Here is a 12,325-nt window from a genome sequence, read left to right as displayed (position 1 = left end):
TCGTACAGGCGTCCAACGGGAGGTAGGTACGGCAGCGCGGGATGCCTGAGCCCCCCAGCCACTCGGAAAGGCCGGAGATCAACCGCGCCGCCGTACCAGCTCCATGGAGGGAGGCATCCCCCGCAGCCTTGCCGCCTTCGCGTCAGGCGACGCCTCGCAGCCTCACCGGTCTCAGCCCTACCTGGCTTCGAGTCTCGGCCTCCAGGTGCTTGTACAGCTCGTGGAGGAACAGTCCTGATCGAATACGGCTGGGGAGGCATTGTCCACAACAAGTCCGACATACTGTCTGAAGGCTCATCCGCAGCAGCCGTACACGTAACGATCAATAGGGCCGACTTCGCCTATTACGAGGATGGCCGCCTGATCACCACCTTCGGCCTGTCCAGCTACCGCTATCGTGAGGGCACCGATCCAGACCGCCTGGCTGCCGACGTCGTTGAGTTGGGGATGGTCATCGACGGCGACGAGCCAGGGTTCGTTGAGCCGACCTCCGCCGCCTTGGCCCTCGCGGAACGAGCTACAGGCGTTCACTTGACGCGTGGTTACGGACGCACTGCCCTGGTCGGCTCAACGGCACAGCCCTTGACCCTGTAGAGAAACTTGTCGCCGAACCGGCATTGTGCCGCCCATTTTCGATCTTGAATGGAGTACACGCGGCGGGCGGCCACGATGGCGGAAGCGCAGGTCAATAGGCTTGTCTGGACCCTATGAGCGCGTCTCTCAAGCAGCAAGAACGTAAGAGGATTTCTTCCTACATGAAGTGACGCGCGCGTCGCCTGGGTAGCCGCTCGATGGTGCCCGCCGTCCATCAGGGCGTGAGTGATGATGCGAGAGCTTGAGCCGATCATGAGCGGGCTCTGGCTGGCATGGGCGGCTTGCATGCTGCGATCAGCTGCGAGCCAGGCAAGGCCCTTGTCGTCCTGCTTCAACAGGATGGAAGCCGCGACGTGGTAAGCCTCGGCCGACAGAGCGTGAGCCCGTAGCTGGTCGTCTCCGGTCAGCTGGGCGCAAGCGGCGCGGAGACTACGGAGGAGCATGGGTAGAGCTTCGACAACCTGTGCATATCGACAAGCTTGGTAGTTCTGCTTCGCGGCGACTACGGCGGAGGATAGGGCCTTCAAGTCGGCCGGCCCATTCGCCGGCGTGGTGTAGTCGGTCAGAACTGCCGCGAGATTCTCGATACGGCGACTGGCGTCCAATGCCTTCTCTGGCTGCCCCAGGACGGCGCTGAACAAAGCGGCTCCAGTCAAGCCGACGAATTCACGGCGGCGCACGCTGTCACTCTCTCCCCTGTCGGTGAGATGGGCTGTGAACGAAGTACCGCGTCGATTCGGGACGAATCCCAGATCCTCGGGGCTGAGCTGGGTGACCTCGGCGATCGCCTGTCGGTACGGCTCGCGGGGCCACTTGACCTCCCCGGCTTCCCACCGCCTGATGCGCTCCTCGTCACAGGCCAGCTTGTGCTTCACCCCGCTCGTACTGAGGATGACCATTTTCGCCATTTCGGCTCGGGTCAAACGCGCGTTCTCCCGCCACGCACGGAGTTGAACATTGGGCGTCGCCTCTGCCATATGCAACCTGCTTTTCGAGGGGGGGACGAAAAGGGGCTATCAGGGGGGCCTCTTAGGTGGTCTCGCCGTTCAGTTTTGCCGGTGGACTTGCCATCAATCAACCACGGTACGTCAAGCGGCCTCCCGCCACAGGGAACGCCGGATGGACGAGGAGATGGCGACGGTGATCCGGCCAGACGAGATGAGCGAGACACGCCCTTGCCCTTCGTGTCGGGGCGTCGGGTCCAAGCTGCGCATTTCGCGTCGTGCGCTGCTGGTGGCGCAGGACGGTACGGATCAAGAGATGGGTGGGGAGCGGGCGTGTCTCGACTGCCTCGGAGACGGCCGGGCCGAAGGGAGCGGAACGTGAATTCGATCATGGCCATGGCCATGGCCATGGCCATCGCCATCGCCATGGCCATGGCCATGGCGATGGGTGATCTGGCGAAGCAGGACGAGACGAACAAGCTCGTTCGACTGCGTGATCACCTCATCGATCGCGGCATCAATGCCGAGCTGCGAGACGGCAACAGTGCCCTGTTGGTGCACACGCCTGAGCCGGGGCTGCCGGTGATGGTCTTCGTCGGGTACGGCGGTCTCTACTACTCGTGGCAGAACGCCAACAAGCGCCACAGGGTCGATGACCCGGAAGGCGCGGCTGGGGCTCTGGCCGACCACATCAAGAGCCGCTAGGACGGGCGCGGCGAGGCGGTGTTGAGCCGCAGGGAGGGGTTCCTGCGATGTTCCGGGTGCCCGCCTCGTCGCGCCTCTTTCTCCCCGGTAGGCAGCTCGTGGCCCATCCCACGCCTGTACGGCGGTGCCTCGTCGTCTGCCTACCGGGGTCTCTTGCTCTGGCGAGGACGCCACATGGACATGCGCATCGGAGCGGGCTACGCTCGCACTTGGTAAAACAACCTGTTGGGTGCAGGACGGTCATGATGTCACTAGAGTCCGTGCCGCCGAAGTATGCGCAGCTCGTGCAGACCCTTCAACGGCGTATCGAGGCGGGAGACTACCCTCCAGGGTCTCTCCTCCCCAGCGAGAACCAGCTGATCCAAGAGTTCGGCGTCTCGCGTCCCACCGTGGTAGCCGCGCTGCGCATGCTGCGCGAGCAAGGCTGGATCGACTCCCAGCAGGGCAAGGGCCGCTTCGTGCGGGGCCGCCCGGCGATGGCCTCGGTCGAATCCAACCGTCCCGGCCAGGCGTACCTCACCACTCCCGAGGCCGACACCCCCGGCGAGGTGCTCGAAGCGGGCGCGGTAGGCGTGCCGAACCGGATCGGCGCCTTGCTCGACGTGCCGCAGAAGGCCAAGGCGTTCCTGCGGCGGCGGCTGATCGCCCGTGACGGCGGGCCGACCGAGCTGGTGTCGCTGTGGCTGCCTCTGGAGCTGTCGGAGGGGACCGACCTGACCAGTGGTGAGCCGCTGGCGCAGGGGTTGCGCGAGCACCTGAAGGCGCGCAAGGGCGTCCGCTTCGATCACGTCGTGGAGCAGATCACCGCGCGCATGCCGTCGGCGGATGAGGCCAAGAAGCTCGCCATGCCGAAGAACACGCCGCTGCTGGCGGTCTTCGGGGCGGTCCGGGATGCGTCCGGCCGGCCTCTCGTCGTGGTGGAGGTTCTTCTCCCGGCCGACCGTCACGAGCTGGAAGACGCCTACCCGGTTGCGTAGTCGCCTATGTGCAGCGCAGGTCCCAGGGGTTGGAGTCGATGTCTGAGAACTCCACAACGACGGACCCGCTGGCGGGGGACTCCGCAGAGATATGCGCAGGGCTGGAGACTCCCACAATGGCGGCCTTGCCGTAGTAACCCTGGATGTCTGCCGGCGACAGCTCGGTCTGAAGCGTCAGGCGCACGATGTATTCGCAGTAGTCGCCGTTGGTGGGCGCCCGGCCGATCGCCGTGTCACTGTCGCTGACCTGTGTCCTTGGCGGGAGAGGGTATGCAGAGACGCGGTTGTGGAACTCGTCGAGTCGAGCGTTCTCTTCCCAGATCGGTGGCACGAAGAGGAAGAGCACTCCGGCTAAGGGAACGAGCACCGCGACTGTAAGGCATCCCGTCAAGATCCGCATGGAAGCCCCCTGTGTCGATGTGACTGTCTATCGGATCAGTGACACGGCTGTCACCTTCTCCTAGTCACTTGACCTACCAAGTTTCGCGGGGTTAATCTCAGAGCATCACTTGATAGGTTAAGTGACTGTCTCTCAAGAAGGGAGCCGTTATGGCTCTGCAAGGTCCGATCCCCGTCACCTTCCCCATAGTCTTCCCGCACGGCTGCTACATCGTCGGCGAGGTCGAGCCCGTCAAGGACTTCGACGCCTCGACCAACGGCCGGTTCGTGCAGGCCCGCGACAAGCAGACCGGAGAGCTGGTCTGGCAGGTCGCGGTCATGGACGGTGACCCGACCCTCAAGCCCGCCCAGAAGACCGTCGCGGTCAAGATCCTCAGCCCCGTGCAGCCGGTGCCGCCCGCGCCGATGCCGGGCCTGCCGTTCACGCCCGTGGAGTTCGAGACCGTCTCGGTCACGCCCTACGTCAACGGCAACGGCCGTCTGGCCTACTCGATCAAGGTCCGCGAGATGCGCGCCCCCCGCCACATCGCCCCGAGCAAGGCCCAGGCCGGAAAGGACGCCGCTTAGTGACGCGCCGTCGTACCCCCCGAACCAGCGTTATCCGCCTGACCACCGGCCAGGCCGCGCGCACCCTCCGCCACCCCTACGCCCTGCATCCGCCCGTTCTGGCGCTCGGCGAACTTGCCGAATTGGGCTCATAGGAATCAAGGGCGGCGCTCCACGCCGCCACGCGGCCCGAGCTTGCGGGCCGCACGCTGCGCGTGCGGCCTGGGGGCCGTTCTCGCGCGCGCCCGCCACTCGGGCCGCGCCTGCCCTTGGCGCCGGCTTCCATCAGCCCATTAGGGTCATCGTCATGGACGAGAACGATGCCTACATCGACCTTCCCGGCGGTGCCGCGCTTCTCTTCGGCCAGATCGTCGTCTGGACCGTCCTTCTCCTACCGACCGCCGTCTTTCTTATCTGGGTCGCCAGCGTGATGGCACGCCGCTCAAAACAGAGCCTCCGGCGGGGGCCTCGGGATCAAGGATGATCGTGACGAGCGTCAGGCTGTCAGTGGCTGAGGTGGAAGCCTGATCGTCCCGTCACCATCGCCCCAGGACAAGCCCAGCACACCAGGGGCCAGAGGCGAAGGTCGTTCTTCCAGTGGGGAGCTCCACCTTCGCCTCTGGCCCCTGGCCCGCTTCCCTGACGGGTGGGACGACGGTGACGGGACGATCAGACAGGTGAAGTGCGGGCGGATCCCGGGCGAGGAACTTGTCGGACTCGCCTGGAAAGATCGTCGAGATTGTCCAACTACGGGAGGCTCGCGTCCATGAGCAAGGCGACAGCGGCAACCTACGAGTGGCTCTATCAGGAGTTCACAGATGGCGTGGGAGAGACCTGGCTCTGCGTCAGCTTCGTACGGGACATGTCCCCCGAAGAAGCCTTGCGACGGATCGACGTCATCCCCAGCAGCCCCTTGGTCGGAGAGGGATTCGGCGTCGCAGCATGTCCAGCACGTGGAGGAACAGTCCTGATCGAATACGGCTGGGGAGGCATTGTCCACAACAAGTCCGACATACTGTCTGAAGGCTCATCCGCAGCAGCCGTACACGTAACGATCAATAGGGCCGACTTCGCCTATTACGAGGATGGCCGCCTGATCACCACCTTCGGCCTGTCCAGCTACCGCTATCGTGAGGGCACCGATCCAGACCGCCTGGCTGCCGACGTCGTTGAGTTGGGGATGGTCATCGACGGCGACGAGCCAGGGTTCGTTGAGCCGACCCGCACGATGTCCGCCTTGGCCGCCGATCGGTCGTTGTCGGTGAACTCGTGGACGACCGTCCAGCCGTACCTCGCGGCTGTCTGGCGGTTGACCTTGTGCTGATCCTGTACACCGTGTTCATCCCGCCTGAGGTCGGCGGAGATGCGGGCGTAGGAGACGACGGGGATGGGGGATGCTGTCGGCGTCATGGACCACATCTAGCATGAAGTGCATTACTACAACCTCCTCTACAGGGAGAAGGAGAGGGAGATGCTGCCGCTCTGCGCCGACCAGGGCGTCGGGGTGATCTCGTGGAGCCCGCTGGCGCGCGGCACGCTGGCCCGCGCTGGGCAGTCGGGCGAGGGCACCGCCCGCAGCGGCTCCGACGGCAGGATCGACTACCTGTACGACCCCGACAACGACGCGCTCATCCTGGACAGGGTGGCCGAGGTGGCACGTGAGCGCCGGCTGCCCGCCGCGCAGGTGGCGCTGGCGTGGCTGCTGGGACAGCCGGGCGTGACGGCCCCGATCGTGGGCGCGACCAAGGACAGGCACATCGACGACGCGGTGGCCGCGGTCTCTGTCGCCCTCACCGACAAGGAGCGCGACTACCTCGCCGAGCCGTACCGCGCCCGTGAGGTGCGGTTCTAGCCGGTGGAATGCGGGAGCCGGGCCGCTCGAGGGGAGCGGCCCGGCTCGCGCGGAGCTGGCGGCGTGGGCGAGGGGGGACGCCCACGCAGCCCGTCTACGGGGTCAGGACGTCCGCGGTGGAGGAGGTCCAGAACAGCGCCCTGGCGACCTGCGGGAACAGGCCCTTCGGATGGTTGCGGAACATCGGCTCGGTGCCGAAGAGCACCACGGCCGCGCCCCGCTCGTCCCTGCCGCTGACCACCGCGGCCTGGCCTCTGGCGGCCTCGGGGCCGCCGCCGCCGTCGCTGGGGTTGGGCCGCCAGTGGCCCGCCACCAGCGGTCCCTCGGTGGCGTAGGCCTGTTCGACCCGCACCTCGGGGCCCAGCGCCGTGAACCAGCGCGGTGAGAAGACGAAGGAGTGCGCGGGCGAGCCCGAGCCGACGGGGCCCGTGGCCGAGGAGACATTGACCACGCCGTTGGCGTCGGAGCGGCCCGCCACAGCGGTGGCGGTCAGCAGACCCGCCGCGGCGTTGAAGGCGGCGCCCGTGCCGCCGCGGGTGACCACACCGCCCCTGGTCATGAAGGCGTCGAGCGCCGTCCTGGCCGCGGTGTTGAGCGCGGCGTAGGACAGCCCGCTGGAGACGTAGAGCACGTCGACGCCGCTCCAGTCGAAACCGTTGTTGAGCACGGTGGTCGAGACGGGCGTGACGGCGAAGCCCAGCTCGCGCAGCGTGAACAGCTCGTCGGCGGAGAGCGCGGCGGCGATCCTGACACGGGACAGCGGGGTTCCCGCGGTCGAGGCGGCCCTGGTGAACGGCACGCCGTACCTGTCGGCCACCGTCTTCGCCGCCTGCCGGGCCGAGGCGGGCACGACGGCGCTGCCGTCGGCCGCCATGGTGACGGCCGTACCCTGGCCGAGCAGGTCGTTGACGGCCCGCACCGCCTTGGCGTCGTCGATCCTCAGCGAGAGGGGGCCTTCGCCGCGCGGCACGTGGCCGGTGGGCGAGGCGAGCCTGACCGGCTGGGCCACCACGTGGAGGCGCCGCTCGGTGATCGGCTCGACCGCCGCGCCCCACAGCAGGGCGTGGCTCCATCCGGAGATGTCGTACATGGCGTCGACCCTCGGGCTGATGTCGGCGCCGGGCTCCAGCATGACGTTGGCCAGGCCGCGCTTGGGCTGGCGCATGTCCACGACGTAGGTGCCCTGCGGGTAGGTCCTGCCGCCGGCGCGGAAGGGCAGCAGCGCCCGCTCGACCTTCACGTCGTTGGCGAGGAGGAAGTCCACCAGGGTGGCGGCCGAGGGGGTGCCCGAGGGGATGGCGTAGGCGCGGGGGAAGGTGGTGGTGTAGACGTCCTCGGGGCCGAAGCCGGGGACGATGCCGAGGGGCACCTCCTTGGAGGGCTCACCCGCAGCTCCCCGCCTGAACACCTCGATCTGGTCGCCGACCAGCCTCTCCCTGTTGTTCTGGACGAAGGTGTAGGTGGCCCTGATGGAGGCGGCGGCGATGTCGACGTTGATGCGGCTGCGCCGCTGCAGCTCGGCCTGGGGCAGGGTGGTGTAGTCCGTGCCGTTGACGCGCATCGGGAACTCGATGGTGTGCGAGGCGACCGCGCCGTGGAAGGGGGCGTACTGCGGGGTGAAGATCGGCGGCCAGTCGTCCCAGCCTTCGGCGGAGTCGCGGAAGGGGATCTGCGGCGGGTGTGTGCCGTCCTTCTCGAAGGTGTAGCCGAGGGCGAGGATGGCCTGCTCGATGCCGAGCGCGTTGGCGTAGGCGTTCTGGATGAACAGGTCGTACTCGTAGTTGGCGCCGTGCGGCGGGGTGGTCGGCTCGACCAGGGTGCCGTTGACGTAGCCGTGCAGGTCGATCATGACGACCGGCTGGTTGTCGATCATGATCTGGCGCATCGCCCGCGTCTCGGGCTGCGAGGCGGTGACGAAGTCGCGGTTGAGGTCGAAGCCGTTGCCGTTGGGCCGCTGGCCCAGCACCCTGCCGTCGGGGTTGGCGGTGATGTTGAAGTACAGCCGCGTGGTGGCGAGCAGGTCCTTGATCTGGGGAGAGGTGCTGGTGGCCAGCTCCTCGATGACGCGCAGGCTGGCGTCGGTCCCCTCCCACTCGTTGCCGTGGATGTTGCCGTTGACGAAGACGGGCGCCTTGTAGGTCCTGGCCTGGATGCGGTGGCCGTTCTCGATCTGCTGGCGCAGCCGCTCCTGCCTGCGGGTCTCCGAGGCGCTCTCGGGGGCGGTGACGGTGACCAGGTACATGTCCCTGCCGCCGGCCGAGCGGCCGACCACCTCGGCGCTGACCCTGTCACCCACGGCCTGCAGCTGGTTGAGCTTGGCCGCGATGGCGTGGTGCGGGACGAGGCCGAGCTTGATGGAGGCGTCGGCGGGGTTCTCCTGCGGGACGGGGAGCGTGGTCCTGCGCGGGTAGCCGCGGGTGTGGTCGGGGCGCCACGACAGTTCGGGCGCGCTCTCGCGCAGCGTCTTGGCGGCGGACTCGCCGACGCCTGCGGCCTCCTCGTTGCGGTCGGCTCCGTTGCCGAAGTCGCGTACGGGGGGCGTGGGGTCGGCGGCGGCCGTGCCGCCGGGCAGCAGAAGGACGGACAGCAGCGGTATCACGACACGTAAGCGCACGCTCTGTTCGTACTGATCGCACCCGACGCGGCACAAGGGGTGACATCCAATCCACGCCGATCCGTGATCTGGAAGTGTCAGAGCGTTCCCCTACGCTGGCCCCATGGCACGGGCAAACGACGAGGCGGCTGCCGCCCTTCAGGAATATTCGGAGTTGTTCGCTCTCACGGGCGGCGACGCCTTCAGGGTGCGCAGCTATCAGAAGGCGGCCAAGGCGATCGCCGGCTTCCCCGAGGACATCTCGCAGGTCGACGTGCGCAGCGTGCCGGGGGTGGGCGAGGCGATCGCGCTGAAGATGGAGGAGTTCCTCCAGCGGGGCAGCTTCCGCCAGCTCGACGCGTTGCGCGGCAGGGTGCCCGACGGTGTGCGGAGGCTGACCCGCGTGCCGTCGCTGGGCCCGAAGACGGCCATCATGCTGTTCGAGGAGTTCGGCATCGACTCCCCCGCAGGGCTGGCCGAGGCGATCGCCGCGGGCAGGCTCGACGGCGTCAAGGGCCTCGGCCCCAAGACCCTCGCCAACCTGGTGAAGGGCGTCGAGCAGCTGGAGCAGTCGGGCCGCAGGGTGCACATCGGGGTGGCGATGTCGCTGGCCGAGACCGTCATGGCGTCGCTGAGCGCCGAGCGGCTGGCCTACGCGGGATCGCTCAGGCGGATGAAGGACACGATCGGCGACATCGACATCCTCGCCGTGGCACCCGAGTCGATCATGGAGGAGTTCAGGGCGCAGCCGTACGTCGCCGAGGTGATCGCGGCGGGCGAGAAGAAGACCTCGATCCGCACGACCAGCGGCATGCAGGTCGACCTGCGCAGGGTTCCCGCCGAGTCGTGGGGCGCGGCGCAGATCTACTTCACCGGCTCCAAGGAGCACAACGTCACCATCCGCGAGATGGCGGTGAAGAAGGGCTGGAAGCTGTCGGAGTACGGCCTGTTCGAGGGCGAGCGGGTGATCGCCTCGCGGACCGAGGAGGAGATCTACGCCGCGCTCGGCATGCAGTGGGTGCCGCCCGCCATGCGCGAGGACGGCGGCGAGGTGCGGGCCGCGCTGCGCGGCGAGCTGCCCACCCTGGTCACGCTCGGCGACCTGCGCGGCGACCTCCACACCCACACCAACCTGACCGACGGCATCGCCTCGCTGGAGGACATGGTGGCGGCGGCGCACGCGCGCGGCTACTCCTACTACGCGGTCACCGACCACGCGCCCGATCTGGCGATGCAGCGCATGACCCTCGACAAGGCCCTCGACCAGCGCGGCGCCCTGCTGGAGCTGCAGCGGAAATACCCTGACATGCGGCTGCTGCACGGCACCGAGCTCAACATCGCCCCCGACGGGTCGGTCGACTGGCCTGGCGAGGTGCTGAAGGGGTTCGACGTGTGCGTGGCCTCGGTCCACTCGCACTTCACGCAGTCGCGCGAGGAGATGACCAGGCGCTTCATCGCCGCCTGCGAGAACCCTCACGTCGACATCATCGGCCACCCCACCACCCGCAAGATCGGCAAGCGCCCCTCTGTCGACGCCGACTGGGAGGCGGTCTTCCGCGCCGCGGCCCGCACCGGCACCGCGATGGAGATCGACTCCTACCCCGACCGTTCCGACCTGCCCTCCGACCTGGTCAGGCTGGCCAGGCACCACGGGGTGAAGTTCTCCATCGACAGCGACTCCCACGCCATCCCCCACCTGGACAACCAGCGCTTCGGCATCGGCATCGCCCAGCGGGCCTGGCTCACCGGCGACGACGTGATCAACACCTGGCCGCTCGAGCGCCTGCTGGCCTTCTTCGGCCGTTAGACTGCTCCCCGAAAGTGAAAACCATTTCCACTTGAGGGGATCGTCATGACACCCGAGCTCGCCCAGGTGTGGCTGGAGCGCTGGGACGCCCAGCAGGAGCGCTATGTCGCCGATCGGGAGGCGCGCTTCGCCGCGATCGGGGAGGTGGTGGCCCAGGCGGTGCCAGGCTCTCCCCTGGTGCTCGACGTCGGCTGCGGCCCCGGCTCGCTGTCGGTACGGCTGGCGCGGCGCCTGCCGTCGGCCGAGGTCGTGGGCGTGGACGTCGACCCGCTGCTGCTGGCCCTCGGCAGGGCGGGCTACCCGGAGATCTCCCGTCTGGTCGACGCCGACCTGCGCGCCCCCGGCTGGACGGCCGCGCTCGGCCTCGACCGCAAGGTCGACGCGGTGGTGTCCACCACCGCCCTGCACTACCTGCCGAAGGAGCAGCTGGGCGCGCTCTACGCGGAGCTGGGAGGGCTGCTTCGGCCCGGAGGGGTGCTGGTCAACGCCGACAACGTCCTGGAGGAGCAGCCGGCCGTCGCCACGCTGGCCACGGCGCTGCGCCGCACCATGACGGCGGGGGGCGAGGACTGGTCGGCGTGGTGGCGCGCGGTCGAGGCCGAACCCGCGCTGGCCGACCTGGTCGCCGAACGCGAGCGCAGGCTCGGCGCGCACGGCGGCGACCACCACCTGCCGCTGCGGACCCATCGTGAGCTGCTGCGGCAGGCGGGGTTCGGCGAGGTGGGGCCGGTCTGGCAGATGGGCGACGACGTGATCCTGGTGGCGGTGCGCTGACCCACGATTAGATGGTTAACTGGTAGGGAATAGGGAATACATGAGGCTGGCCACCGAGTCCATCGTCAAACCCCTGCCCTCCCACCTGTTCACCCTCCACGACGGCAACGCCGAGACGCGCTGGGAGGCGATGGCGGGTCAGGGGTACCACACGCCCAACGACCGCTTCTTCGTCCGCAACCACACCGCGACCCCCCGCGTCGACGCGGCCACCTGGCGGCTGCTCCTGCACGGCCCAGGGCTGCGCCGCGCCGTCGAGGTGGACTACCGGCAGCTGCGCGCGATGCCCGCCCGCAGCGTGGACGTGACGCTGGAGTGCGCGGGCAACGCCCGCCGCTTCTACGACATCCAGCAGCACGAGCCCGCCCCCGGCATCCAGTGGGGTCTCGGCGCGGTCGGGGTGGCGCGCTGGCGGGGCGTGCCGCTCAGGGACCTGCTGACCATGGCGGGGCTCAGGGAGGGCGCCGTGGACGTGCTGGCCACCGGGCTCGACGCGCCCTACGTCCACGAGGGCGAGAACCTCGGGCATGTGCGCCGTCCGATCCCGGTGCGCAAGGCGCTGGACGACGTCCTGGTCGCCTACGAGATGAACGGCGAGCCTCTTCCCGTGGACCACGGTTTTCCCGCGCGTCTCATCGTTCCCGGGTGGGCGGGAATCGCCTCGGTGAAATGGCTGGGCGACCTCGAGGTCTCGACCACGGAGTTGTTCACGCCGTGGAACACCCTCTTTTACCCCGGCGTGACGACCATGACGGTGAAAAGCGCCTTCGAACTGCCGTGGCCGGCCGTGCTCGAAGCGGGGCGGCCGCACGTGTTGCGCGGCAGGTCGTGGTCGGGCAACGGGCGCGTCGGGCACGTCGAGGCGAGCGCCGACAACGGCGCGACCTGGCACCCGGCCGAGCGTCGGGGTCCTCGGCGCGACGCCTGGCTGACCTGGAGCGTCGCCTGGTTCCCGCGCCAGGTGGGGCCGCACGTCCTGCTCGCCAGAGCCCTCGACGAGACCGGCGCGGGTCAGCCCCCGCGTACCGCGCGCCACCCCTTCGGATACCACTTCGACGCCGTGGTCAGACATCCGATCATGGTTACCCGGGGATAGGGAATTATCACTTCGGACGGCTGAGCTGCACCATCATA

General features: G+C 68.2%; 13 protein-coding genes. 10 read left to right on the top strand and 3 right to left on the bottom strand.

Features of this window, described 5'->3' with window-relative positions; all coding sequences use genetic code 11:
- Positions 1–45: 45 nt before the first annotated feature.
- Positions 46–594 carry a DUF6461 domain-containing protein gene (locus tag ABFX50_RS51270; protein ID WP_428834681.1) on the top strand — a complete coding sequence of 183 codons (549 nt, stop codon included), beginning with the start codon at positions 46–48 and terminating at the stop codon, positions 592–594.
- Here ABFX50_RS51270 and ABFX50_RS03895 read toward each other — a convergent pair.
- Positions 543–1,571: a helix-turn-helix domain-containing protein gene (locus ABFX50_RS03895; RefSeq protein ID WP_346143259.1), complete on the bottom strand. Its 1,029-nt coding sequence runs from the start codon at positions 1,569–1,571 to the stop codon at positions 543–545. The genes ABFX50_RS51270 and ABFX50_RS03895 overlap by 52 nt on opposite strands.
- Positions 1,572–1,916: 345 nt before the next feature.
- On the opposite strand from ABFX50_RS03895, the gene ABFX50_RS03890 reads away from it, so the two are divergent.
- Both ABFX50_RS03890 and ABFX50_RS03885 read left to right on the top strand, forming a co-directional pair.
- On the top strand, positions 1,917–2,243 hold the full coding sequence (locus ABFX50_RS03890) for a hypothetical protein (RefSeq protein WP_346143257.1): 327 nt from the start codon (positions 1,917–1,919) through the stop codon (positions 2,241–2,243).
- 47 nt (positions 2,244–2,290) lie between these two features.
- Positions 2,291–3,220, top strand: a complete 930-nt coding sequence (locus ABFX50_RS03885; protein ID WP_346143255.1) for a GntR family transcriptional regulator — start codon at positions 2,291–2,293, stop codon at positions 3,218–3,220.
- Positions 3,221–3,224: 4 nt separating this feature from the next.
- Here the strand turns inward: ABFX50_RS03885 and ABFX50_RS03880 are convergent, their stop codons facing one another.
- The gene (locus ABFX50_RS03880; protein ID WP_346143253.1) at positions 3,225–3,620 is read right to left on the bottom strand and encodes a hypothetical protein; all 396 of its coding nucleotides are present in this window, start codon (positions 3,618–3,620) and stop codon (positions 3,225–3,227) included.
- 149 nt (positions 3,621–3,769) lie between these two features.
- On the opposite strand from ABFX50_RS03880, the gene ABFX50_RS03875 reads away from it, so the two are divergent.
- From ABFX50_RS03875 to ABFX50_RS03860, 4 genes are all read left to right on the top strand, one after another.
- A complete protein-coding gene (locus ABFX50_RS03875) occupies positions 3,770–4,186 on the top strand; it encodes a plasmid replication, integration and excision activator (RefSeq protein ID WP_346143251.1) in 417 nt (138 codons plus the stop codon).
- A gap of 286 nt (positions 4,187–4,472) precedes the next feature.
- Complete coding sequence (locus ABFX50_RS03870; protein ID WP_346143249.1) at positions 4,473–4,649, top strand: hypothetical protein; 177 nt, start codon at positions 4,473–4,475, stop codon at positions 4,647–4,649.
- A 282-nt stretch (positions 4,650–4,931) separates the two neighbouring features.
- A complete protein-coding gene (locus ABFX50_RS03865) occupies positions 4,932–5,489 on the top strand; it encodes a DUF6461 domain-containing protein (RefSeq protein WP_346143247.1) in 558 nt (185 codons plus the stop codon).
- A 105-nt stretch (positions 5,490–5,594) separates the two neighbouring features.
- Complete coding sequence (locus ABFX50_RS03860; RefSeq protein ID WP_346143245.1) at positions 5,595–6,017, top strand: aldo/keto reductase; 423 nt, start codon at positions 5,595–5,597, stop codon at positions 6,015–6,017.
- Positions 6,018–6,111: 94 nt separating this feature from the next.
- Here ABFX50_RS03860 and ABFX50_RS03855 read toward each other — a convergent pair whose 3' ends face one another.
- Positions 6,112–8,631, bottom strand: coding sequence for a M14 family zinc carboxypeptidase (locus ABFX50_RS03855; RefSeq protein ID WP_346143243.1), 2,520 nt, complete (start codon positions 8,629–8,631; stop codon positions 6,112–6,114).
- Between the two features lie 103 nt (positions 8,632–8,734).
- Here ABFX50_RS03855 and polX point away from each other — a divergent pair, with 103 nt between their 5' ends.
- Genes polX through ABFX50_RS03840 form a run of 3 tightly spaced genes read left to right on the top strand, consistent with a single transcriptional unit; the run spans position 8,735 to position 12,287 of the window.
- Complete coding sequence (gene polX, locus ABFX50_RS03850; protein WP_346143241.1) at positions 8,735–10,417, top strand: DNA polymerase/3'-5' exonuclease PolX; 1,683 nt, start codon at positions 8,735–8,737, stop codon at positions 10,415–10,417.
- 45 nt (positions 10,418–10,462) lie between these two features.
- The gene (locus ABFX50_RS03845) at positions 10,463–11,191 is read left to right on the top strand and encodes a class I SAM-dependent methyltransferase (RefSeq protein ID WP_346143239.1); all 729 of its coding nucleotides are present in this window, start codon (positions 10,463–10,465) and stop codon (positions 11,189–11,191) included.
- A gap of 40 nt (positions 11,192–11,231) precedes the next feature.
- On the top strand, positions 11,232–12,287 hold the full coding sequence (locus tag ABFX50_RS03840; RefSeq protein ID WP_346143237.1) for a sulfite oxidase: 1,056 nt from the start codon (positions 11,232–11,234) through the stop codon (positions 12,285–12,287).
- Positions 12,288–12,325 lie beyond the last annotated feature (38 nt).

This window comes from Nonomuraea recticatena (genome assembly GCF_039533245.1).
In the GTDB taxonomy this organism is placed as follows: domain Bacteria; phylum Actinomycetota; class Actinomycetes; order Streptosporangiales; family Streptosporangiaceae; genus Nonomuraea; species Nonomuraea roseola.
The sequence above is the reverse complement of the archived record's forward strand: the minus strand, read 5'-3'. Positions and strand labels throughout refer to the sequence as shown.